Origin of the sequence: Chryseobacterium sp. W4I1, assembly GCF_030816115.1 — a bacterium.
Taxonomy (GTDB): Bacteria; Bacteroidota; Bacteroidia; order Flavobacteriales; family Weeksellaceae; genus Chryseobacterium.
In genome coordinates this window covers 4,484,722-4,508,613 of the sequence record NZ_JAUSXQ010000001.1, presented here as the reverse complement: position 1 = coordinate 4,508,613, position 23,892 = coordinate 4,484,722, and the positions used below count along the sequence as shown (strand labels likewise).

Genomic DNA, 23,892 nt, shown 5'->3' with positions numbered 1-23,892 from the left:
AACAAAAAGGGGCAATATGTTGATACACATTGCCCTTTTCATTTTATCTTTCTATTCTCAATTACTCGCCAACTTCAAAAAGTAATCTCTCCCCAAATTTTTCATCTGCAATCTTCCCATTATCATAAACCAGGTTTCCATTCACAAAAGTATGGGTTACCTTAGAATGCAGGTTCATTCCTTCTAAAGGACTCCAGCCACATTTATATAGAAGGTTATCTTTAGCAACTGTCCAGTCTGCATTTAAATCAACTAAAACCAGATCTGCCTTATACCCTTCTCTTACAAAACCTCTTTTTTCAATTCTGAAAAGTATGGCAGGATTATGAGACATCTTTTCAACAATTTTTTCTAAAGAAATTTTTCCTGTTTTATAGTTTTCCAGCATCACAGGCAATGAATGTTGCACCAAAGGAGCGCCAGAAGGACATTTTGTATATGTATTCTGCTTTTCTTCAGCTGTGTGCGGCGCATGATCTGTAGCAACGACATCAATTCTACCATCAAGAAGCGCTTCCCAAAGTCCGTCTTTGTCTTTCTGCGTTTTTACAGCAGGATTCCATTTGATCAGAGAGCCTTTCGTTTCATAGTCATCATTGGTAAATGTTAGATGATGAACGCATACTTCTGCTGTAATCTTTTTATCCTTTAAAGGAATATCATTTCTGAATAATGCTGTTTCCTTTGCCGTTGAAAGATGGAAAACGTGAAGTCTTGCTCCCGTTTTTTCTGCCAATTCAATTGCTTTGGAAGAAGATTTGTAACAGGCTTCCTCACTTCTGATCAAATGGTGAAATTTTACAGGAATATCTTCTCCATATTCATCCAGGTATTTCTGAGTATTGGCCTTTATAGTCGCTTCATCTTCACAGTGAACAGCAATCAGCATTTTGGTGCTGCTGAAAATATTTTCCAGGGTTTCAGGATTATCTACCAGCATATTTCCCGTAGAAGAACCTAAAAATAATTTAATTCCCGGAACATTTCTGGGATTGGTTTTTAAAACTTCTTCAAGGTTATCATTCGTTCCACCCATCATAAAACCGTAATTGGCGTATGCTTTCTGAGAACCAATTTCATATTTATCAGCCAATAATTCCTGGGTAACCGCATTGGGAACCGTATTCGGTTGATCAATAAAGCTTGTTATTCCACCAGCAATGGCAGCCCTTGATTCACTTTCAATATCACCTTTATGTGTCAGGCCCGGATCTCTGAAATGCACCTGGTCATCAATCACACCCGGCAAAAGATATTTTCCTGAACCGTCTATGATCTGGTCTGCTTCTTCAGAAATATTGGATCCTATTTTAAAAATAAGGTCATTTTGTATTAAAATATCACTTTCGAATGTCCTGCCTTCGTTTACGATCTTTACATTTTTTATAAGAACTTTCATTTCAATTTATTTCCCGGTAAAATTAAGATTTTATGTTTTAATTAGCTTCAAAATCACAAACCGAATACTTAAAGTTTTACATTTGTAAAAAAATTTCGATTTTGTATAAGAAACTATTAGGACAAACAATCATCTACGGAGTAGGAGCTATAGCACCTAGAATTATTTTGTTTATCCTTAATCCGCTTTTGATCTATAAAATTCCCAATGAAGGGTTTGCAATTTTCACACAGCTTTACGCCTGGATCTCATTTGTTAATATTATACTTTCCTTTGGTTTTGAAACGGCTTATTTTCGATTTTCTGCCGAAGAAGGGAATGAAAAAAGGACTTTCAACACTTCATTTTGGTTTCTGTTTTCAACTTCCACTGTTTTTCTGGCATTATGCTACCTCTTCAATCAGCCTATTGCCGATTATTTAGGGTACCATGCCAATCCTGAATATATTAAATGGTTTGCTTTAATTGCCTTTTTTGACAATTTATTAGTAATCCCTTTTGCATGGTTGCGTTTTCACAATAAACCTATCAAATATTCTGCAGTAAGAGTTGTTCAGGCTATATTTCAGGCTGTTTTTACCGCAGCTTTGTTCTTCTGGATTCCGGAAAATATATCAAAAGGTTTTGGTTTGACTCAAAATGTAGATTATCCGTTCTTCAGTAATTTAGCGGGAAGTGCCCTAGGCTTTTTATTATTATTTCCTATTATATTAAAAGTAAGATTTCAGTTTGTAACCGCTCTGTTTGGCCGTATGATCAAGTATTCCTTTCCACTCATGCTCGCCGGTTTAGCATTTATGGTCAATGAAAACTTCGATAAATCAATCCAGAGAAATCACATTTCAGATGAAGAAGCCGGTGCCTATGGTGGATGCTATAAACTGGCGGTGCTTATGACATTATTCGTTACTGCTTATCGAATGGGTATTGAGCCTTTCTTTTTTAAACAAATGGACAAAGGGGATGCTAAGAAAACCTATGCTAAAGTGGCAGAATATTTTGCCTTTTTTGCATGTGCAGTAGCTTTAGGGATTATCGCTAATATTGCTTGGCTGAAAGACGTTTTTATACCCAACCAATCGTATTGGATCGCCATAGATATTATCCCTATTATTGTCATTGCCAATCTTTGTTTTGGAATTTATTATAACTTTTCTACCTGGTATAAAGTAACAGACAGAACCACTGTTGGAACTGTCATTTCATGGCTTGGAGCAGGTATAAATATTGGTATGAACCTTTTAGCATTAAACTATTACCATAGCATGATAGGATCTGCATGGGCAACCTTCGGAGCTTATGTTATCATGATGATCGTATCTTATGTATTAGGTCAAAAATATTATCCAATACCTTACAGGATGAAGAAAATATCTTTCTTTTTAATATTACTTGGAGTTTTTAGCTTTATTATTGTAAAATATCTTAACTATAATATCATAACGAGTAATGTATTGTTTTTGATCTTTGTAGGAGTTTTGATCTATTCGGAAAAAGATATGTTGCTGTCAAGAATAAGAAAAAACTGATTCTGGCCTCTAATTTGATGCTATTGAATTCTTTTTAAAAAAAAATTAAACACTGGTTTATAAAGATGATAAATATTATAATCAGAAATGGTTTTAATTATTACCTTTAGCCTTATCAAAATAACACTAAACACTAACAACTAAACATTATCATATAATTTATGAAAATAATTGTTCCTATGGCTGGACGCGGTTCCAGATTACGTCCACATACGCTGACCGTTCCAAAACCTCTTATTCCTATTGCAGGAAAACCAATTGTACAGAGATTGGTAGAAGACATTGCTAAAGTAGCTGGAGAAAAAATAGAGGAAGTAGCATTTATCATTGGAGATTTTGGACCGGAGATTGAAAAATCTTTACGTCAGATAGCCGAAAAACTGGGAGCAAAATGCAGTATATACTATCAGACCGACCCTCTGGGAACAGCCCATGCCATTAAATGTGCAGAGGATTCTATGCAGGGAGATGTAGTGATTGCCTTTGCAGATACTCTCTTCCGTGCAGATTTCCAGCTGGATAAAAATTCGGATGGAGTAATCTGGGTAAAAAGTGTAGAAGATCCTTCAGCTTTCGGGGTGGTAAAATTGGATAACTATGGTTTTATTACGGATTTCGTTGAAAAACCTGAGACTTTCGTTTCAGATCTTGCGATCATTGGTATTTATTATTTCAACAGTGCAGAGAAGCTGATGAATGAGATCAATTATATTATGGATAATAATATAAAAAATGGTGGCGAATATCAGTTGACAACCGCCTTAGAAAACCTGAGAGCAAAAGGTGCAAAATTCTCTTTAGGAAAGGTAAACGACTGGATGGATTGCGGAAACAAAAATGCAACCGTAGAAACCAACAGTAAAATTCTTGAATATGAAAGAGAAGAAATGCTTAAATATCCGGCATCAGCAGTGATTGAAAACTCTTTGATCATTCAGCCATGCTTTATCGGTGAAAATGTAAAGATTTCCAATTCTAAAATAGGACCAGGCGTTTCATTAGGAAATAATACAATCATCGTTAATTCCAATATTGAAAACTCACTGATCCAGGAAAACACAAGAATCAATCATGGTAATCTTTCCAATTCTATGATCGGAAATTCTGCACAGTATTTTGGAGTTTCAAGAGAGATTTCTTTAGGAGATTATTCTGTTTTAGATTTTTTATCTAAATAAGATCAGAAATATTTAATATAAAACAAGATACACTCAAACCACACAATATTTTTTGTGTGGTTTGGCTTTAATATTGCAGCGTATTTTTTTTAATTGAAAGATAAATACATGAAAAACTGGATCCCCCTACTTTTTATACTTCTTACCCTTGCATCCTGTAAGACAAGGAATGCCGCTAAAAAAAACAATAGCAGCACTCAGGACAGTACCGTCATTGCAGATGATAACAGGAATCCCAAAGATGTCAATGAGCCGGTGAGAGATAAAATTACTTTCTACGAAAATGTACTTATACCTCCAAAGTTTGATCAGATCAAGATCAACACTAAAGTAAATGTAGAAACAGGAAATTTTATTCCAACGCTTGATGCTGTTATCTATATTGAAAATGATAAAAAAGTATACATGAATCTTCAGGCATTCTTCATTGGAGTAGCCAAAGGGATCGCTACCCCAGAAGGAATCAAAGGACAGGACAAAACCAGCAAGACCTACATTGATTCAGATTTTGATTATTTAAATAATTTACTGAACGTCAACTTCATCGATTATAAATCGCTGGAAAAGATATTAATGGGCAGAACTTTTGTAAAGATCAGTGATTCCCAATTTACGCTGACGAAAAATATGCAGGGATTTAAAATGGTTTCCAACAGCAATCAGAAAATTGTTACCGACCAAAAAACAAGAGAGTACAAAATTACCCTTCAGTATGACACCAATTATGATCTTCTGAGTGTTAATTTAAAAGATGTTTTAACTCCTGACGAACTGGAAATCTCTTATAGTAACTGGGGCGAATACAATGGAATCCGACTTCCAAAAAATGTTAAAATAATTATAAAAGGCTCAAAATCCAGTCAAATTTTACTGGAAAACACGAAATTTGACTTTTCGAGGATGGAAACACCTTATTCTGTACCATCCAGTTATAAGAAAATTGAGATTAAATGATTAGAAAATTTAGCTTTTTAATAGGTATTCTACTGTTCAGCCTGCATCAGGGACAGCAGAACAAGGAACAGCTTCAGAAACAGAATGCCGATCTTAAAAAACAAATTGTACAGATAAACAACGATTTAGCTAAAACCAAAAGCGAATCTAAACTTTCAGTGGCATATCTTACCAACGTCAATAAAAAATTAACTTTACGAGAAAAGGTATATACTAATACTCAGAAAGAAAAAAGATTTATTGAGGATGAGATCTATTTACGCCAGCTGGATATCAACCGCCAAAACAAAGAATTAGCCATTCTTCGAAAGAATTATGCTGATGTTCTCGTCAATGCTTACAAAAACAAAGGGGTACAAAATAAAGTAACCTTCATTCTTTCATCCAAAAATCTAGGGGAAGCCATAAGAAGAGTACAGTATCTGAAACAGTATGCTGACTATCAGGATAAAAAAGCGGCAGAAATAACCAATGCAGCTAACCAGATTAAAAAATCGATCGCTCAAAAACAAAATTCCGCCAGAGAAAAGGAAAGTCTTCTTGTCAATCAGCAGAAAGACCTGGCAACCATTAATGCAGAAAGATTGCAGAAAGAACAGCTGGTAGCGGATTTCAAGAAAAACGAAGCAAAACTTACTACTGAACTGAAGGTAAAGCAAACTCAATCTAAGGTTCTGGAAGGACAAATCAGAGCGATTATCGCCGAAGAAATAAGAATAGCAAAAGCTGAAGAAGAAGCCCGTAGAAAGGCTGAAGCAGAAAAAATACGTCTTGCCAAACTAGCTGCTGAAAGAGAAAAAGCCAGAATTGAAGCTGAAGCTAAAGCAAGAGCTGAAGCATTAGAAAGAGAAAGAAAACTGGCCGAAGCTGAAGCTAAAAAAGCAGCTGATCTTGCTGCAAAAAGAGCTGAAGAAGAAAAAAAGCGTAACGAAGAAGCTGCAAGAGCTGAATCCAATGCAAAAGACGAAGCACGAAGAGTAGCCGCGAAAAAAGCATCTGACGAAGCAAATATCAGGGCAAAAGAAGCATCAGATAAACTTGTTGCCGCCAGAGCAGCAGAAGCTGCTTTGAACAAAAGAAAAGAAGAGGAGAAAAAAGCTGCAGAAACTAAAGCAATGACCAGCTATGGAGTGACAACATCTACCGGAAGCAGTTTTGCAGACAGCAGAGGAAAACTCGGATATCCTGCAGACAGAGCCGGACAGATCACTCACCGTTTCGGAAGACAGCCTCACCCGGTTTTTAAAAATATTACTGAAGAAAACAACGGTATTAAGATCTCTGTACCTTCAGGTACAAGGGCAAAGTCGGTATTTCCTGGCTCAGTGTCTTCAGTACTTGCCAACAGTGACGGAACAAAAACGGTCATGGTAAAACACGGAAATTATTTTACGATCTATTCTAACTTAGGAAACGTAAGTGTTTCCAAAGGACAGCAGGTTTCTGCCGGTACACCGGTAGGTACAATCGCTCAGGATTTCGATGGTTCCTATACCCTTGATTTCCAAGTATGGAACGGAAATTCACCAGTTGATCCATTAGGTTGGATTTCATACTAAAAAAAGCTTAACTTTGCAAAAATCTTAAGAGATGAACACACTAACAATACTTGCCTTATCTTGGCAGCACATCCTTATCGTAGCGATCCTTTTGGTATTGCTTTTTGGAGGAAAAAAAATTCCGGAATTAATGAGAGGAGTTGGTTCAGGAATCAAAGAATTTAAAGATGCAGTGAAGGAAGAAGACAAACCAGGTTCTGAAAACAAAACCTCTTCGAACAGTAATAATACTCCCAGCAACTAAATTCTTCAGAATTAATGAATTTCACTGAGACTGCATGGAAAGTCTTCAATCAATCTATTGAAGACTATCACGTGTCCGATGACGTTAACACTCTAATTAATAACCCGTTCGAAAAAGACAGTTTGGAACGGATTTTGTATGCAAAGAACTGGATTGATACCGTTCAATGGCATTTGGAAGATATTATTAGAGATGAAAATATTGATCCCGTTGAAGCTCTTCAATTGAAGAGAACGATAGATTCTTCTAACCAGAAGAGAACAGATCTGGTAGAATTTATCGACAGCTGGTTCCTTACAAAGTTTGAAAATATAACTCCAAAACCTGATGCAAAAATCAATACAGAAACTCCCGCTTGGGCTGTAGACAGATTATCAATTCTTGCATTAAAGGTTTATCATATGTCACTAGAGGCCAATAGAGAATCCGCTTCGGAAGAGCACCGTGCAAACTGCCAGGTAAAACTGGATGTACTGCTTGACCAAAAGGAAGACCTATCTACTTCTATAAATCAGTTGCTTACTGATATTGAATACGGTAATGTTAAGATGAAAGTATACAAACAAATGAAAATGTATAACGATGATAGTCTTAACCCGATCCTCTATCAAAAGGGGCAACAGAAATGAGAAAACTATTTTTTTTTGGAGTACTAGTATTAATTATAACTTCCTGTGCAACGGAAAAGCTTAATCTTTCTCCGCTGTCTAATAATTTTTATAGCGAAACTAAAGGTTCTGATTCCGATAAAGGGGCAAAAAAAGGCTTTGATATCAATATCAAAGAAAATGTGAATGCTTCTGAAATTTCTAATCTGATTTCTACTTTTCCAAAGTTTAAGAATAACAGTTTAAATGAAGAAATTACCAGCTTGAAATATAGCCTTCAGAATTATTTATATGCCATTGATGCCAACAACCCGGCAGGAAAGAACAGAGCAGTTAAAAGCTTCGAAAAATCATATAAGAAAATTCAAAAACTCAGACAGCAGCTTGACAAAGATGATGATGAAGTTCTTAACAGATACCTGGTTCGCTTAAAAACCAATATTTCTGTAATCGAAGATTCTTTAAAAGGAAATTAAAAAACTAACCACTATTAATGATTAAAATTCAGGCAGAAGCCAATGTTCCTACAGAACACGGCTCTTTCCGAATGATCGCTTTCTCCGAAAACGAAAATGACTGGATGCCACACATGGCCATCGTTGCAGAAAATACAGATTTTTCAAAACCGGTGAACGTACGTTTCCACTCAGAATGCATTACAGGAGAAGTTTTCCATTCAAAAAAATGCGAATGCGGCCAGCAATTAGATGCCGCAATGAAATATACCCATGAACACGGAGGAATTATTGTTTATCTCCGCCAGGAAGGAAGGAACATAGGGATTATTAATAAGCTAAAAGCTTATTCACTGCAGGAAAAAGGTCTTGATACGGTACAGGCGAACCTTGAACTGGGACTTCCTGCTGACGACAGAAAATTCGGTGTTGCCATCGATATTTTGAACCTGCTTGATGTAAAGGATATTAACCTTTTAACCAATAATCCGGAAAAGGTAAAATATGTAGTAGACAGCAATATTCATCTCAATTCCAGGATACCATTACGGATTCCGGCCAACGAGATGAGTAAAGGCTATCTGCAGACAAAAAAAGACTTCTTTGGTCATTTACTCGATGATAATGACAACTAGATAAAATAAAACTCCAGGAATTTCTTCTGGAGTTTTTTATTGATTGTTGCTTTTTATTTATTGTTTGGTCACACTCCAGCTACCACTCCAATTTTGAATTTTCCAAGATCCAGACTTCGTTTGCAAACTTCCATATAAAATGAAACCTTTTGGAGAAGGAGCAGGGTTTAGCGCTCCATTTGCAGCTCCTTGCAGGCTAGTATAATAAACTTCCTCCACATTGCTATTTACAGTTCTTGTTACCTCCATACCGCCACTTTTAGTTACATTCATGATCAAAGTTCCACTTATCTCACCTGAATAGGTACCTACCCACTTTCCCATGTAAGGAGAAACATAGTTTTCCTGCTCCTGATTTTGATGTACATTATCAATAATCTCACTACATGACGATAATAGGAATAATGAAGCAATCATTAAAAATTTAAAGTAATAATTTTTTATCATGGTAGTTTCTTTATCTAAGTTTTATAATATGATAAAATTAATCTTTTTCATTTCTCCCAAAAGAGTTTTAAAGATTATCATAAAAAAAGCTTCAGGATTGCTCCCGAAGCTCATAATAATTATAAAAAACTGAAAAGATATTCTTATTAATTAACCTTAATATTCTGTACCTTAGTGTCATCTATTTTGTAGTACTTCACTACAGCATTATAATCACTGTAGTCTACACTTGCATTTTTACTTTTAGCACCACCAACACCTGTAGCACTAGCAGGAACAAGTACTATTCTAAAAGTTTGATTATTTAAGTATGAACTAATCTCACCAGAGGTAAGATCTGATGGCAGATTAAAATTCTCGTCATCAATCCTGATCTGTACTTGTTGAGAATTAAAAACAAAATTATAATCAAATACTCTGTTTGTGGGCTTACCAGCTACATCCGGTAAATAAACCGACTTTGGAATCTGCTGCCAAGCATTACCTCCAACCAATCTGTAAACTAAAACTACATCAGTACTTGGAATATTAAGACCTTGAGAAATAGTGTAGTCACCAGTACTTGAAAAAGTTCCGGTAATATCTTTCACTTGAGAAATTGTATCATAATCTACTCCCTGTACGACATCATCATTGTTGTCACAGCTATAAGCGGTAAGGCCTACAGCACCCAGGAATAAAAATAGAAGTATTTTTTTCATTTTATAAAGTTTAGTTATTATTCATAAAGCGTATTCAAATCATATACCAAAAATTGCAAAAACTTTGTTTTCCTCATTTTTTTAATTGTATTTTTGTTCTTATTCAAAAGATCATGAAGAAATTGCTATATACTTCCCTCTTTATTTTTTCATTACTGAGCTTTACAGTCCAGGCACAGTACCAGCCTAAAGACCTTTCTAAAGATGACTTGAAAAAGGCTCATCACTGGGTGGACAAAACCTACCGATCTCTTTCACAAGACGAAAAACTGGGACAACTGTTTATTGTAGCGCTTTATACCAATAAAGGTGAAGACTATATCAGCCAGATAAGAAATATTGTCGTTAATGATAAGATTGGAGGTTTGATTCTAATGCAGGACGATGCTGCCAGAGAAATTAATCTGGTCAATGAATTTCAGCAGAAATCAAAAATTCCGATGATGATTGGGATGGATGCAGAGTGGGGGTTGTTTCAAAGGATAGCTACCGCTCATAAATTTCCATGGGCAATGACTTTAGGTGCAATACAGGACAAGAATCTTATTTACCAGATGTCTGCAAAGATTGCTGAAGACTGCCACCGGATGGGGATCAACTGGGATTTTGCACCCGTTGTGGATGTAAATACAAATCCAAACAATCCGATTATCGGAAACAGAAGCTTTGGTTCTGAGGTAGAAAATGTGATCAGTTCTGCTTTGTCTTATTCCAACGGACTTCAGGACAATACAATCCTTGCGGCTATCAAGCATTTTCCGGGACACGGTGATACGAGTACAGACTCACATCTGGATCTGCCTGTGGTTTCACATAATCTGGAAAGATTGAATACTGTGGAACTGGCACCTTTTAAAGCTTTAATGGATAAAGGGATCGGAGGCGTAATGGTAGCACACCTATATGTTCCAAGTCTTGAATCAGGAAAAGGAATTCCAGCATCGGTTTCGAAAAATATCATTACAGGATTATTAAAAGATAAATTAGGATATAAAGGCTTGATTATCACTGATGCTTTGAATATGGGAGCAGTAGCCAATAAATACAAGCCAGGTGAACTGGATGCTCTTGCATTTAAGGCAGGGAATGATATTATGCTTTTTTCCCAAGGCGTTTCGGAAGGAAAAAAATTGATTCAGAAGGCTATTCAAAATGGCGAAATTCCACAGTCGAGAGTAGAAGAAAGTGTAAAGAAGATCTTATTAACAAAATATTTTCTCGGTCTTGATACATACAGTCCCAAAAATCCTGAAAACATCAATAGAGATATTAATAATGATTCTCACAAAGTACTGGTACAGAATCTTTATGCCAATGCTTTGACTTTGTTAAAGGATGACAAAAAACTACTTCCAATTGCCGGAAAACAGATATATTATGTTCCGTTGGAAGAAGCTCCTTATCAGACTTTCGCCAACCAAGTGGGACCTAATGTGATCATTAAAAAAGCAAATGAGATTAATACAATTCCTGCAGGATCTACTGTAATCGTAGGATTCCACAAGGATAATTCAACGGCATATAAACCTTATAAAATTTCCGCAGAATCTAAAAAAGTTCTCGCGGACCTTACCAAAACCCAGAATATTATTTTAAATGTATTCGGAAGTGCTTATGCATTAAAGGATATTGATATTTCAAAAGTATCCACAGTCCTTGTATCTTATGAAAATAACGACGATTCTATGACAGCTGCCGCTAACGCACTGAATGGAAAAACAAAGATATGGGGCAGACTTCCTGTCCTGGTAAACGACCAGCTGAAAGCAGGACTGGGAATGGATTTAATTCCGGTTTCTAATATGAACACAACAGTTTCTACAACATCAAAACAACAATAATCCAATGAAAATAGGCATCCTTTGCTATCCCACATACGGCGGAAGCGGAATCGTAGCAACAGAACTGGGAATGTCTCTTGCCAACAAAGGCTATGAGGTTCACTTTATAAGTTCTGCGCTCCCCGCAAGATTAGATATTACTAATCCCAATATCTTCTTTCACAGGGTCAATGTACAGACTTATCCGCTTTTTCAGTATCAGCCTTATGATATTGCTTTGAGCTCAATGATTTATAGAGTCGTTAATCTTTATAAGCTGGATCTGTTGCATGCTCATTATGCTATTCCTTATGCATACGCCGCATTTACAGCTAAACAGATGCTGAAGGAGGATAATAACGATGTTCCGTTGGTAACAACCCTTCACGGAACAGATATCACCCTGGTAGGCCAGCATCCAAGTTATAAACATGCAGTAGAATTTTCAATCAATCAGTCGGATGCGATCACTTCTGTTTCCGAAAGCCTGAAAAAAGATACCCTGCAGTTTTTTAATATTAAAAAGGAAATCCAGGTAATTACCAATTTTATTGATAATTCTGAATTTGATGACTGTACGGAATGTCAGAGAACGCAGTTTGCCAATCCTGACGAAAAGATCTTGATCCACGTATCCAATCTTCGTCCGGTAAAACGTGTGGACGAAGTTCTGCAGATTTTCAAAAATGTTGAGAAAAAAGTAAAATCAAAGCTGATCATCATCGGTGAAGGTCCTGATATGGAAAAAGTGAATCAGTTTCTGGAAGAAAACCCTGAACTGATCTCAAAAATTAGGCTTTTAGGAAAGGTGAATGATCTTTATAAGATCTTACAGCTTTCAGATGTATTTCTTCTTCCTTCTGAACAGGAAAGTTTTGGACTTGCTGCTCTTGAAGCCATGGCTGCCTACACGCCTGTCATCAGCTCCAATGCAGGAGGAATTCCTGAGGTGAATATCCAGGGAGAAACAGGATTTTTAGCTGAGATTGGAAATGTAGAAGCAATGAGCAATTATACGATCAAACTTCTAAGCAACGACGAGCTTTTAACCAAAATGAAAGAAAATGCGAAAGAACAGGCTATAAAATTCGATTTGAAGAATATTCTTCCTATATATGAAGAAATGTATAGAACGACCATCGAAAATTTTAAAAAGGAGCTGACGAAAGTATAATATTTCTGTTATATTTATCGTCACACTATGACGGAAAAACTACTTCAATATCTTTGGAACTACAAAGTTTTCAAACATTTTGACTTCAAAGATATTGAAGGGAATTCCGTTGAGATTATCAACTTTGGAAAATGGAATACCAATGCGGGACCGGACTTCCTTGATGCAAAAATAAAAACTAAAGGTCTGCTCATTGCCGGAAATATAGAACTTCATATTCGCACCTCCGACTGGATCTTCCATAATCATTCCCAAGACCCCAATTACCAGAATATCATCCTGCACGTTGTTTATCAAAATGATGCAGAAATTGATGACCTCATCCGTAAAAATGTTCCTACGCTGGAACTGAAAGATTATATTGATAAAAATATTCTTTGGAAATATGAGAAACTGATCAATGGAACTCAATTTATTCCATGTGAAGGCATTTTTGATCCCAACAAAATACCAATCAATTTTCACGAAGCCAATGTTCTTAAAAAACTTGACGAAAAATCTCAGGAACTAGAAAAAAGCTTAGATCTGTACAAGAACAATTTTGAGGCAATCCTTTTCCAAAGCCTGGCCTACTCTTTTGGTTTAAAAGTAAATGCTCATATTTTCAGACAGATTGCTGAATCAATTGATTTTAGTGTAATTAATAAGATCAGGCAGAATGAATCGCAACTGGAAGCTTTGTTTTTTGGCATTTCAGGATGGCTGGAAAACCCGGGTGACGAGCAGATGATGATCTGGAAAAGAGAATTTGAATTCATCAGAAAAAAATTCAGTATTCCTGATCTGAAATTACATCCGAAATTCTTAAGGCTTCGCCCTCCCAACTTCCCTACGATTCGTCTTTCCCAATTGGCAGATCTTTATTACAGGCATCAAAATTTGTTTTCAAAGATCGTCAAAGCTGATACTGCTGATGGGCTGTACGACGTTTTTACACCTGTAAAAGCTTCAGAATATTGGGACTGTCATTTTAATTTTGGAACTGTTTCAAAGTTTCAGCCTAAAAGATTGAGTAAAGATTTTATTGAACTGGTCCTCCTGAATACGGTACTTCCTTTAAAATATACCTATCACAAATACCAAAACGAAGAAATAGCAGACCAAATCCTTGATCTCTACAAAAATACCCCTGCTGAAAAAAATTCTATCACGGCCGGATGGAAGAAAATGGGCATGAATATTAAAAATGCACTGGAAAGCCAAAGCCTGATTTATCACTTTAAAACCTCGTGTGAAGAAAAAAATTGCTTAAATTGCGGTATTGGATTTAAACTTTTAAAAGAATCTTCAGATGTTTGATAATATCCGCCACAAAATGGAAAGAGAATGGTTTGGTGTTCTTACGAGAACAGGCGCTAAACTGGGGATCCCTGTGTCTAAATTAAGGATCTTCTTTATCTATTCTACTTTTGCTACAGCAGGTTTTTTCTTTTTAATTTATCTGGGGCTTGCATTTACACTTTGGATCAAAGATATTTTCATCACCAGACGACCAAACGTTTTCGATTTATAACTATGGAATTTTTACCAATCACTTCTGCCGAAGACTATAGAGTCCAGGAGATCTATAAGTCTTACTCCAGCACGTTTCCTGCAGACGAACAAAGGGACTGGAAACAATTTACCGACTTATTTTCAAATCCTCATGTAAAGGTAATATCTGTACTGCATGAATCTCAGACTATTGGCTATCTGATTATCTGGGAGCTGAGTTCTTATGTTTTTGTAGAGCATTTTGAAGTTTTTGAGGCATTCAGAAGTCAGAAACTGGGATCCCATATTACAGGCTATCTGTTTGAAAATTATCCGAGAATTGTTTTGGAAATAGAGCCTGATCATTTGGGTGAGGATGCTAAAAGACGTTATTCTTTTTATCAGAAAAACGGATTCACCTTAATTGACGAAATGTATATACAGCCAAGTTATGGTGAAGGTAAAAAGCCTTTAGATTTATGGCTGCTGGCTAATTACACTCCTGAAAATCTAAAGAGTGTTAAGGAGGAAATTTACGATACTGTATACCATTAAAATATAAAAACCGCTGGAAATTTTCCAGCGGTTTTACTTTACGATCTCATCAGATCGGTCGTATTGCAACTATTTTGATCTGCCTAATTTGCTAAATCTGCGCGAGAAACAATCTTTATTCTATTACCATTGATTTTCACGGGTAATTAATTGACTTCGTATTCCAGTTTTATAGTAATATTCGCTTCTTTTTCTTTGGAGGAAGTATTGAATGTCCCTCCGTAGGAATAGTCTTCGTTGGAATTGGGTTCCGTAATCTGAATGACACCCATTGTAGCCTTCTTAAGGTTTCCAAGGCTGCTTCCTGAGTTTTCTGCAATTTTCTCAGCTCTTTCTTTAGCATCCTTCGTTGCACCGGCTATCATTTCCTGTTTTACACTTGCCAGTTTGGTATAAAAATATGATGGTGCCGAAGAAGTAAATTCAATACCCCGATTGATGATCTCTGTAATATTCCTTGAAAGGTTTTCAATCTTTACTACTTCTTTGCTTTCAATAGATACTTTTTGAGTGAGACTGTAGCCTGAAAATTCACCCTGTACATAATTTCCGTTTGAATCATTATAACTTCTGAATTGTTTCTGGATATCCACCGAAGAAAATACAATCTCATTCTGCTTAATTCCTTTTGACAGAAGATAATCATTGATTACCTTTCGATCTATAGCCAGCTCGTCATAAGCTGCTTTTAAATCTAAATTATTTTTGGAGAAGCTTCCGGACCACGTAATCAGATCGGAAGTAAAATGTTTGGTTCCCAATCCTGTTACGGAAATGGTATTTTCAGATCTGTTCCTGTTTTTAATTGCATTTCCCAAAAAGCCAAGCCCAAGGACAAACCCCAGTGCTCCTACTGCTACCGCAATAATATTTTTATTCATAAAATGGTGCTATATTGATTCTGTGTACAGGTACATCAATTTTCATTCCGATTTTAAGAATTTTTTAACATTATTTCTGCTCTTTCTTCTGCTTTAATCTTTCTAAATAAACAGGCATGGTTTCTTCCATTCCAAGCAGTACCCCGGATAAGTTTTTCGCCTTCACAAACATCCTGACCTGAGGTTTTACTTCAAAAGAATATTGTATAAATTCTGAGATCCTTTCCTCAGGAATTCCTGCCTTTGTAAAGTATTCATTATCTACTCTGTTCCTTACCCACATAATATGTTCCTGAAGGTCATCATACCTGTACTGACGTTTCTGCCGTCTGGCCTTTCCGCTGATCAGATCATAGGCTCCCTGCACATCCAAGCTTCCTAAAAGTATCGGAAGAAGAACCTGCTTTACTTCAGCGGGTTTCTCACGCATCTTTCCAACAGGTTGCGGCAAACCTACTGCCTGTTCTACAATCTCTCCTTTATCAACTCTTGCAGCCAGCCTGGAATCTGTTTCAAGGTCACCAGTTGGTTTTTTAACGATTTTTACCTCTCCAACATCTCTGGGTATTGGAATCAAAGTCACCAGCAGCTGTGGATTGTACCCGCCTGTAAGAACCCTTGCGGACACTCTTCCGAAATCTGCCTTTACAAATCTAAGCTCATCATTGGGAGAAGCTTCGATAGCGAACATTCCCATAGAATTGGAGTATGTTTTCAGATCGGTAGACATATTGATAACGACCACCGAATTTAAGTTTTCGCCACTATCATCAATAATACGCCCTGTCACCGTCTGCTGTGAGAAGAAATGATTGAACAGAAAAATGAGAAGAAATGAAATTTTTTTCCAGTCAGCAATACCAATATTTTTAAATTCAAAATTCATCCCTATCCACTAAAATTAAAGATTATCCAACTTATGGGTTTTCTTGTACTCTGCAAAAGCTACTTTTAATTCAAACTCCACAACATCCATCTTAAAATTTTTTCTGTATTTTTTTGCCATTGTTCTGTTATCATTGGCATAGATGAGAAATTTATCAATCTGTTCTTCATCCATCCCGAATTTCTTCAAAAACTGTAAATCAACTTCTTCTTTTATTCTTTTAATAAAATCCTGTGTTTCTAAATAATTCGCTTTGGTAATTTTAAGTTCCGTAGCTTTTTTGAAAAGACCTACAGCAGCATCTAAAACGCCTAAAAGGCTTACCTGCCCTACATGATAATCATGCCCTGTAAAAGTTTTTGAAACCGTATTATCCGGTAAGGCTTCAATAAGTGGACTTTTCATGTATTCATCCAATTCAGATCTTAAAGAAACTATTTTCCTGGATTCGTTAAGATGTCTGTTGTCTCTCTCAAGGTTGCCAGTGGGTCTATATGCAATCCTGACTTCAGGAATTTCTATTTCTGCTTTTTCAAGACTGATCATTAAAGAAGAACCGAAATCTTCTTTCTCGATTTTTTTATCAATACGGTAATATCCTTCTTTTACAAATCTCAGTTCATCATTTTCTGATGCTTCTATGATAAACTGTCCTGAAGCATCACTCAGCGTGCTTTTATGGGTGGAAATATTGATTACTAAAACCGGATTTATCATTGTTTTTTCAGTACCCGTTACGATTCCCTTTGCCTGCTGCTGGGAAAAAGCTTCTGCAGACACAAAAAACGGAACTGTATAAAGACTTTGCTTAAGGTAAGTTCTCATCGGTGTTTATTTTTGAGTTTGTGGGGCACGGTAAGAGGAAATTCTTGTCAGTACAAACCTTTGGAATCTGTACAGGTCTGCATCACTACAGAACCCATATTTGAGAATAGTCTTTCTTTCAAAACCACCTGCCAGAACATACGTTATAAAGTGATCTATCTGAGGTTTCTCTATTTTAAGATTGATGAAATACTCATCACTCAATGCTGTATGCAGATAGCTGATCAGATCAATATCATCCCACTTATTCTTTATCTTTCCAATATAGAATCCTTGTCCCTTCGGTTGTACGAATTCTCCCGGTTTTGCTGCAAGGATCCGTGGATCTGATTTTTGGGAAATATATTGATCTAAGTCTTTGATCAGTTTTTCTACTTTTTTAGGTCTGTTAAGGTTTCTTGCATCGATCTTGATATTCCCTGTAATTCCCTGCTTGACTTCTACTTCAGGAATCAGTATGGTAGCTCTTGCCAAAGTAATATTAATGGGAGATTCTATATTTTCCTGAGAAACTTTTTTGCCTATACGCTCGTAACCGGCCTTTACAAAACGTAACTCATCACCAGCCCTTCCTGAAATCATAAAATGTCCGTCCCGGTTAGTGACTACCATTTCATCCGTTCTGATATTAAGTACAGCTACATCCTGAATTTCAGCATTATCTTCAGAAATCACTTTTCCGAAGATATAGTTTTGGGCATTGGCCTGAATGAAAAAAAAGGTAGTTAAGAAAAAGAGTAGTTTAAGTTTCACGGACAGTTTTTTATAGAGCAAATCTAAAATTATTTTTAAACAAATACACAAGTTTAACCACAGTTAACGTGTTTTGGGATTTCTTTTTAATTTTTGAGGATCAAACTGTTAAATCACCGCTCCAAATTGTTAAAATTTCACTTAAAATTTAGCTAACTTGCAGTCTCAATTCTAAATTCAGCAATGCAAAATTCTTATACAGTGATCAATGCTTCAGCGGGCTCGGGTAAAACATATGCCCTTGTCCAGAGGCTTCTGATGATCTGTCTCCGCTACCCTAATCAGCAGCAATCCATCAGGAATATTCTTGCGCTTACTTTTACCAATAAAGCAGCCAATGAGATGAAGGAAAGAATTCTGTCCTGGCTTGGAAATTTTTCCGCGGATAACTATGCTGAGAATGGTGATCTAAAGAATATCCAAAAGGCATTTGAGGCTGATGGCTTAAAAATTACGATTGATGAGCTTCATTATCGTTCCAAGAAACTGCTTGATTATGTTCTTCATAATTATTCAACGCTGAATATCGGAACTATCGACCGCTTCAATTCAAGGTTGGTAAGAAGCTTTTCTTATGAACTGGGTTTAGCGAAAAATTTTAATCTTGAAATCGATGCAGAGCCTTTTCTGATTGAAGCTGTGGATAAAATGCTTGATCAGATCGGGGAAAATGATAATATTTCTAATTCTTTCATGGATTATGTAGATTACAGTCTGGAAAACAATGAAAGAATCAATCTTAATAAAAATCTTTATGATTCAGCAAAGGAGTTTGTGAAAGATATTCATTATGAACACCTGAAAAGCAATAAAAGCTTTGACGATACGAATTATGAGAATATAAAAAATACACTCAGAAAAGAGATTGTTCAGAATAAAAAACAGTCTGCAGAGATTGCCAAAAGGTCTGTTGAACTGTTTCAGTCCAGAAATATTGAAATTGAAGATTTTGCTCAGGGTAAAAACGGGATTGGAGGTTTTTTCACTAAAGTCCTTGATTTTTACAATCAGAAAAGACCGGGGTTTCCTTTTCCTACAACACTGGAAGAGTCTGTAGTAAATAATTACAGAAAGGGAGCTTCTTCAAAATCGAAAAGTAAGGAACCTGAAATTCTGGAAATTCTGGATCAGCTTCTTGACAACAGGATGCAGCTGATTATTTTATATATTGAAACGCAAAAGAAAGAAAAAATCCTATCTGCGCTTCTTCCATTGAAGGTAAATAAAGATATTCAGGATGAATTAAAGAAAATTGAGGAAGAGAATGATCTGGTCCTACTTTCAAAATTTAATATCCTAATCAATGAAAATCTTAAAGATGAACCTTCAGCTTTTATTTATGAGAAGGTAGGCTCACAATTCCAGCATTATTTTTTTGATGAATTTCAAGATACTTCAGAGCTGCAGTGGCAGAATTTTGTTCCGCTGCGGGATCATAGTGTCTCTACAGAATATACTTCTTTTACGCTGGTAGGTGACCCGAAACAGAGTATATACAGGTTCCGCGGTGGGGAAAGTAAACTGATGCTGGACATTATCAATAAGAAGGAATTTTCGCCTAAGGAAGCGGATCTTCTTGTTTTGAAGGATAACTGGCGGAGTGCAAAGAATATTGTACAGTTCAATAATGAGCTATACCGTTACCATGCAACAGATTTGGAGGAAGAACACCGAAATATTTTTGGTGAAGATGCCGAGCAAAGCCCAAGATCACAAATCGATGGTCGTGTAAAAGTGAGCCTGATCGAGAATCTGACCAATGAAGATTTTTATAATGATACTTCCGAAAAAATGCGGAAGGATATTCAGGAAAGCCTTGATAATGGTTTTAAATTTTCTGACATTACGATCTTATGCCGTGGTAATTTTGATATTTTCAGCTATTCTCAAAAACTGGGAAATCTGAAAGTGAATTATCGTGGTGAAGAAACAAATATTAAAACAATTTCTGACAAAGGGCTAACGCTGGAACTTTCCAATACTTTAAAAGCCGTCGTAGAATTCCTGCAATGGGAAATCAATCCTAAAAATAAAGCAAATCTGATCATGATGATGTATTATCTGAATACACTGGGAAGAATTCAGATGACTGATTTTACGCTTGAAATGAAAGAAATTCTGGAAATAGAAACACATGAGGAGATTCTTCAGTTTGTTCAGAACAAATATGCCCTGAAGCTGAAGCAGGAAAACTTTCCGAGGTTTAACCTTTACAATTTTGTAGAATATTACATCAACGAATTTGCTGTAGAGAATAAGGAAACGGATTTTCTTCTGAATTTCCTTGAAATGCTTTTCAACTTTACACAGAATGCCGGAGCCAGCACAAAAGAGTTTTTAAAATACTGGGATGAAGAGGCCTCTGCTTATACAATCCAGGCATCGGAAAATATTGACGCAGTACAGATCATGACGATCCATAAATCTAAAGGGCTGGAATTCCCTATCGTCTTTATCCCCATGATGAATAAAAACCGGGACAATGAATTTACCAACTGGTTTGACACGAATAATAACGATGCATTAAAATCGGTCAATATTAATCAGTTCAGCAAAAATCTGGAAGTCTATGACGAGGAGATTGAGATATTTAATAAAAAGAATTCTTATAAAAATCTCATCGACAGGTTATGTCTTCAATATGTAGCTACGACACGCCCTGTGGAACAGCTGTTTTTCTATCTTCAGAAAGCGAATAAAACATCCAATAATCTTGAGCTTCTGGAATTCTTTAACGGAAAAAACACAGAAGGAGCAGATGAGTTCGACCTGTATGAAGTACATCCCGAGATGCTTAAAAAGCATTCTAAGGATAAAACATCATTATTTAAAACCAAGGATATTCAGAACCTTAAAAACATCAATGAAAACAGATCTTCGATAAAGGTAGCCACTCCGTCCAAAAACTATCAGGTACGAAATGAAAAAGTAAGAATCGGGCTTTTCGTCCATGAATTGCTGTCAAAGATCAATACCGAGAAAGATACAGCCAAAGTTTTGGAAAGCTATGTCCTGAACGGGCAGATCACTTTGGAGGAGAAAAATGAGATTCAGGAAACCCTGGTTCAGATCATTCGAAAATATGCAGAGTTCTTTGATGAAAAATGGGAAGTGATCAATGAAAAAGACATTATGATCTCTGAGAGAGGCCAAAGCCGTATTTTCAGACCGGACCGTATACTTAAAGGAAAAGAAGGCTATGTTATTGTTGATTTTAAAACGGGAGAACAGACTGAAAAGAACGAACAACAGATCGAAAGGTATAAAAATATCCTGGAAAGTTTGGGAAGAAAGGTTTTAAAGACGCAGCTCATCTATCTTTAATCTAGTTTTCCACATAGTTTTCCACAATCTCATGTTGATAACTTAAAAAAGAAAATCAAAACTCTGATTATCAAATAACTAAATCCAATATAAAAGTATAGGTATTCTGCATAAGTCTACGGAATCCCTGTTAATTACTGTGGATAACTTTAGATGTTATTAACAATCTCTACCATTCGTTTCAGTGAAAACAAAACAGCCCGGGCGTTCTCCGAACGCCCGGGCTGTTTCTTATTATATAATATTAAGCTTTTGTAGCTGGTACAAATACCCTTTGAGATAACTCCTGATCAAAAAGATATAATGCAGATGGATTGTCACAAACCATTTTGATTTTTGTAACGTATTGTGAAGCACTTGCCTCTTCTTCTACCTGTTCGTTGATGAACCATTGAAGAAATGAAGTTGTTGCAAAATCTCCCTCATCATTAGCGTTTTTCACAATATTGAAGATGCTTCTTGTTACTTTTTTCTCATGCTCCAGTGCTTTTTCGAAAATATCAGTTGCATTTTCAAACTCATGTGGAGGTTTTGCAATCTCTCCGATGATAATCTCCCCGCCTACATCATTTAAAAAATCAAACATTTTATCTGCATGCATCAATTCCTCTTTGCTCTGTACTCTGAAGTAGTTTGCAATTCCATCAAGGTCTTTTCCTGAAAACCAGGCGGACATTGAAAGATAATATTGGGCGGCATATTGTTCGTGAGCTATCTGTTCGTTAATTAACGTTGCAATTTTTTCGCTGATCATAAGTATAAATTTATAGTCAAAAATAAGCAATAAAAGCCCTAAATCAAAAGTTTAATGAAAATTAATACAAAAAGGACGGGTAGAATCCCGTCCTTCTTACATTAAAAAATCAAAATTATGAACTATTATTTCATTTCAGGAGCTGCAGTGTTCATCGGCTTTTTCATCATTTTTCTATCTTTCATTGCCGTCCTTCTCTGCTCCATTTTAGCTTTTCTGTCGGCTTGCCATTTATCATACTGATCCGGAGTCAGGATTTTCTTCATATCAGCATCCATTTGTGCTCTTTTTGCCTTCATATCCTCCATTTTAGCCTGTCTCATATCTTTGTTTTTTTCAAAGTCAGCTTTCATTTCAGACTTTCTCTTTTCATGGAGTGCTTTTATCTGGGCTACCTGGGATGGGTTCAGGTTAAGATCTTTTTGCATCTGATCCATATGTTCCTGTTGTCTTTGCTGCATCTCTGCTCTTCTTGCCTGTTTGTCCTGTGGAGTTGTTACTGTTTGTTGCGCCATCGCAAAACCTCCAATTCCAATAAATGCTATTGCTAATACTAATTTTTTCATCTTAAAAAATATTTAATTAATTGTTATACATATCTTTGATTATTAGTTAAAAGATAAGTTAAACCATAATATTCATAAAAAATGTTAAATTTTAGTATTAAAATAATAAAATTAAAAACAAAAAAAGGACAGATCCTAAAATCTGCCCTTCACACCACTTAAATATAATATATGAAATTATTATCTACTGCTTGCCAATCTGCTTCTGAAACCTCCGCCATTGTTATTACGTGGGGCAGAATTCGAATTCTCAGATCTGGAACCTCCATTGTTACCTCTGAATCCACCTCCATTATTTTCTCTTCGCGGAGCACTTTCTCTTCTCACTTCACTATTTCCTCTGAAACCTCCATTATTTCCAACACTGCCTCTTGTTCCATTATTTTCAGAACTCCCTCTGAAACCTCCGTTGTTTCTTACTCCACTGTTTTCGCTGCGGAAACCTCCGGAATTCTCGTTAGACCTCCTGTCATTGGTTCCAGCCTGACCTCTAAAACCTCCGGAATTGCTTCCGTCTCTTACAGGTCCTCTGAATCCACTATCAGATCTGTTACTGGATCTAATCACATTAAAAGTTGGATTATCCATTCTGCGGAATCTGGATCTGTCTACTCTATACACATTGATATTCACATTTCTATATCTCGGCATTACTGCATATCTAGGTGCATAATAGCTTCTTCTGTAATTCTGGAAATAAACGATCGGACTTGCACCACGGTAATAATTGTTCTGGAAAACAACAAACACTCTTGGTCCTAAAATTCTTTCCAATGCATAGAATCTGTCATAATACCATCTGTCCGGATTATATCTGTAGAAATTATCCCATGTAGAAAAATTCACATACAGGTTATTAAGACTTAAAACCTGATCTATCTGCCAGCGGTTCAGCCTGTTTTCTCTGAAGAATACATTCCAGTTGATATTTGTAATACTGTTTCTGTAGTCATTATAATATCCCTGATAGTAATCGCTTGGGTAGTAGTCCTGAGGATAATTGTAATAATAATCATCAGGAAAATAATTTCTGTCATCCTCATCACTGTAACCTCCATTATTCTGATAATATCCGTCATCTCCCCATCCGTTATTTGGATACTGCTGAGCGGAAGAAAAAACTGCCAGTCCCAGAGCCAATCCCAAAAATATTTTTTTCATCTCTATAGTCG

Annotated in this window: 24 protein-coding genes; 14 read left to right on the top strand and 10 right to left on the bottom strand. The window is 36.2% G+C overall.

Annotation, left to right across the window (positions count from 1 at the left end; genetic code table 11):
* Nucleotides 1–61 precede the first annotated feature (61 nt).
* Nucleotides 62–1,399, bottom strand: a complete 1,338-nt coding sequence (locus tag QF044_RS21030; RefSeq protein ID WP_307271665.1) for a dihydroorotase — start codon at nucleotides 1,397–1,399, stop codon at nucleotides 62–64.
* Nucleotides 1,400–1,500: 101 nt separating this feature from the next.
* Here QF044_RS21030 and QF044_RS21025 point away from each other — a divergent pair, with 101 nt between their 5' ends.
* The 8 genes from QF044_RS21025 (at nucleotide 1,501) to ribA (ending at nucleotide 8,561) form a co-directional block, all read left to right on the top strand.
* Nucleotides 1,501–2,928: an oligosaccharide flippase family protein gene (locus QF044_RS21025; protein ID WP_307271663.1), complete on the top strand. Its 1,428-nt coding sequence runs from the start codon at nucleotides 1,501–1,503 to the stop codon at nucleotides 2,926–2,928.
* Between the two features lie 161 nt (nucleotides 2,929–3,089).
* Complete coding sequence (locus QF044_RS21020) at nucleotides 3,090–4,106, top strand: sugar phosphate nucleotidyltransferase (RefSeq protein WP_307271661.1); 1,017 nt, start codon at nucleotides 3,090–3,092, stop codon at nucleotides 4,104–4,106.
* A gap of 108 nt (nucleotides 4,107–4,214) precedes the next feature.
* Entirely contained in the window at nucleotides 4,215–5,060 is an 846-nt protein-coding gene (locus QF044_RS21015; protein ID WP_307271660.1) for a DUF4292 domain-containing protein, read from the top strand.
* Nucleotides 5,057–6,619 (top strand): peptidoglycan DD-metalloendopeptidase family protein, encoded by a 1,563-nt coding sequence (locus tag QF044_RS21010; protein ID WP_307271658.1) that lies wholly within the window; start codon nucleotides 5,057–5,059, stop codon nucleotides 6,617–6,619. The genes QF044_RS21015 and QF044_RS21010 overlap by 4 nt, the downstream gene beginning before the upstream one ends.
* Before the next feature lie 31 nt (nucleotides 6,620–6,650).
* Nucleotides 6,651–6,863 carry a twin-arginine translocase TatA/TatE family subunit gene (locus QF044_RS21005; RefSeq protein WP_307271656.1) on the top strand — a complete coding sequence of 71 codons (213 nt, stop codon included), beginning with the start codon at nucleotides 6,651–6,653 and terminating at the stop codon, nucleotides 6,861–6,863.
* A 14-nt stretch (nucleotides 6,864–6,877) separates the two neighbouring features.
* On the top strand, nucleotides 6,878–7,492 hold the full coding sequence (locus QF044_RS21000) for a DUF4254 domain-containing protein (protein ID WP_307271653.1): 615 nt from the start codon (nucleotides 6,878–6,880) through the stop codon (nucleotides 7,490–7,492).
* Nucleotides 7,489–7,947, top strand: coding sequence for a hypothetical protein (locus QF044_RS20995; RefSeq protein ID WP_307271650.1), 459 nt, complete (start codon nucleotides 7,489–7,491; stop codon nucleotides 7,945–7,947). Before QF044_RS21000 ends, QF044_RS20995 begins: the two co-directional genes overlap by 4 nt.
* Before the next feature lie 17 nt (nucleotides 7,948–7,964).
* Complete coding sequence (gene ribA / locus QF044_RS20990; RefSeq protein ID WP_307271648.1) at nucleotides 7,965–8,561, top strand: GTP cyclohydrolase II; 597 nt, start codon at nucleotides 7,965–7,967, stop codon at nucleotides 8,559–8,561.
* Nucleotides 8,562–8,618: 57 nt separating this feature from the next.
* Here the strand turns inward: ribA and QF044_RS20985 are convergent, their stop codons facing one another.
* Together QF044_RS20985 and QF044_RS20980 are read right to left on the bottom strand one after the other, a co-directional pair.
* Entirely contained in the window at nucleotides 8,619–9,008 is a 390-nt protein-coding gene (locus QF044_RS20985; protein WP_307271646.1) for a hypothetical protein, read from the bottom strand.
* Between the two features lie 146 nt (nucleotides 9,009–9,154).
* A complete protein-coding gene (locus QF044_RS20980; RefSeq protein WP_307271643.1) occupies nucleotides 9,155–9,709 on the bottom strand; it encodes a hypothetical protein in 555 nt (184 codons plus the stop codon).
* Nucleotides 9,710–9,822: 113 nt separating this feature from the next.
* Here QF044_RS20980 and QF044_RS20975 point away from each other — a divergent pair, with 113 nt between their 5' ends.
* Genes QF044_RS20975 through QF044_RS20955 form a run of 5 tightly spaced genes read left to right on the top strand, consistent with a single transcriptional unit; the run spans nucleotide 9,823 to nucleotide 14,731 of the window.
* A complete protein-coding gene (locus QF044_RS20975) occupies nucleotides 9,823–11,550 on the top strand; it encodes a glycoside hydrolase family 3 protein (protein WP_307271640.1) in 1,728 nt (575 codons plus the stop codon).
* 4 nt (nucleotides 11,551–11,554) lie between these two features.
* Nucleotides 11,555–12,703 (top strand): N-acetyl-alpha-D-glucosaminyl L-malate synthase BshA, encoded by a 1,149-nt coding sequence (bshA, locus tag QF044_RS20970; protein WP_307271637.1) that lies wholly within the window; start codon nucleotides 11,555–11,557, stop codon nucleotides 12,701–12,703.
* Nucleotides 12,704–12,730: 27 nt separating this feature from the next.
* Complete coding sequence (locus QF044_RS20965) at nucleotides 12,731–14,002, top strand: DUF2851 family protein (RefSeq protein WP_307271634.1); 1,272 nt, start codon at nucleotides 12,731–12,733, stop codon at nucleotides 14,000–14,002.
* Nucleotides 13,995–14,216 (top strand): PspC family transcriptional regulator, encoded by a 222-nt coding sequence (locus tag QF044_RS20960; RefSeq protein WP_307271632.1) that lies wholly within the window; start codon nucleotides 13,995–13,997, stop codon nucleotides 14,214–14,216. Before QF044_RS20965 ends, QF044_RS20960 begins: the two co-directional genes overlap by 8 nt.
* A 2-nt stretch (nucleotides 14,217–14,218) precedes the next feature.
* The gene (locus QF044_RS20955) at nucleotides 14,219–14,731 is read left to right on the top strand and encodes a GNAT family N-acetyltransferase (protein ID WP_307271630.1); all 513 of its coding nucleotides are present in this window, start codon (nucleotides 14,219–14,221) and stop codon (nucleotides 14,729–14,731) included.
* A gap of 146 nt (nucleotides 14,732–14,877) precedes the next feature.
* On the opposite strand, the gene QF044_RS20950 is transcribed toward QF044_RS20955, so the two are convergent.
* The 4 genes from QF044_RS20950 to QF044_RS20935 form a co-directional block, all read right to left on the bottom strand.
* The gene (locus QF044_RS20950; RefSeq protein WP_307271627.1) at nucleotides 14,878–15,612 is read right to left on the bottom strand and encodes an SIMPL domain-containing protein; all 735 of its coding nucleotides are present in this window, start codon (nucleotides 15,610–15,612) and stop codon (nucleotides 14,878–14,880) included.
* Nucleotides 15,613–15,682: 70 nt separating this feature from the next.
* Nucleotides 15,683–16,498 (bottom strand): carboxypeptidase regulatory-like domain-containing protein, encoded by an 816-nt coding sequence (locus QF044_RS20945; protein WP_307271624.1) that lies wholly within the window; start codon nucleotides 16,496–16,498, stop codon nucleotides 15,683–15,685.
* 15 nt (nucleotides 16,499–16,513) lie between these two features.
* Nucleotides 16,514–17,323, bottom strand: coding sequence for a hypothetical protein (locus QF044_RS20940; protein WP_307271621.1), 810 nt, complete (start codon nucleotides 17,321–17,323; stop codon nucleotides 16,514–16,516).
* A gap of 6 nt (nucleotides 17,324–17,329) precedes the next feature.
* Entirely contained in the window at nucleotides 17,330–18,076 is a 747-nt protein-coding gene (locus QF044_RS20935) for a carboxypeptidase-like regulatory domain-containing protein (protein WP_307271618.1), read from the bottom strand.
* Nucleotides 18,077–18,244: 168 nt separating this feature from the next.
* Between QF044_RS20935 and QF044_RS20930 the strand changes: the two genes are divergently transcribed.
* The gene (locus QF044_RS20930) at nucleotides 18,245–21,400 is read left to right on the top strand and encodes a UvrD-helicase domain-containing protein (RefSeq protein WP_373462689.1); all 3,156 of its coding nucleotides are present in this window, start codon (nucleotides 18,245–18,247) and stop codon (nucleotides 21,398–21,400) included.
* A gap of 244 nt (nucleotides 21,401–21,644) precedes the next feature.
* On the opposite strand, the gene QF044_RS20925 is transcribed toward QF044_RS20930, so the two are convergent.
* The 3 genes from QF044_RS20925 to QF044_RS20915 form a co-directional block, all read right to left on the bottom strand.
* Nucleotides 21,645–22,154, bottom strand: a complete 510-nt coding sequence (locus tag QF044_RS20925) for a ferritin (protein ID WP_307271612.1) — start codon at nucleotides 22,152–22,154, stop codon at nucleotides 21,645–21,647.
* A 125-nt stretch (nucleotides 22,155–22,279) separates the two neighbouring features.
* Nucleotides 22,280–22,720, bottom strand: a complete 441-nt coding sequence (locus QF044_RS20920; RefSeq protein ID WP_307271609.1) for a hypothetical protein — start codon at nucleotides 22,718–22,720, stop codon at nucleotides 22,280–22,282.
* A gap of 180 nt (nucleotides 22,721–22,900) precedes the next feature.
* On the bottom strand, nucleotides 22,901–23,881 hold the full coding sequence (locus QF044_RS20915; RefSeq protein WP_307271606.1) for a hypothetical protein: 981 nt from the start codon (nucleotides 23,879–23,881) through the stop codon (nucleotides 22,901–22,903).
* Nucleotides 23,882–23,892: the final 11 nt, after the last annotated feature.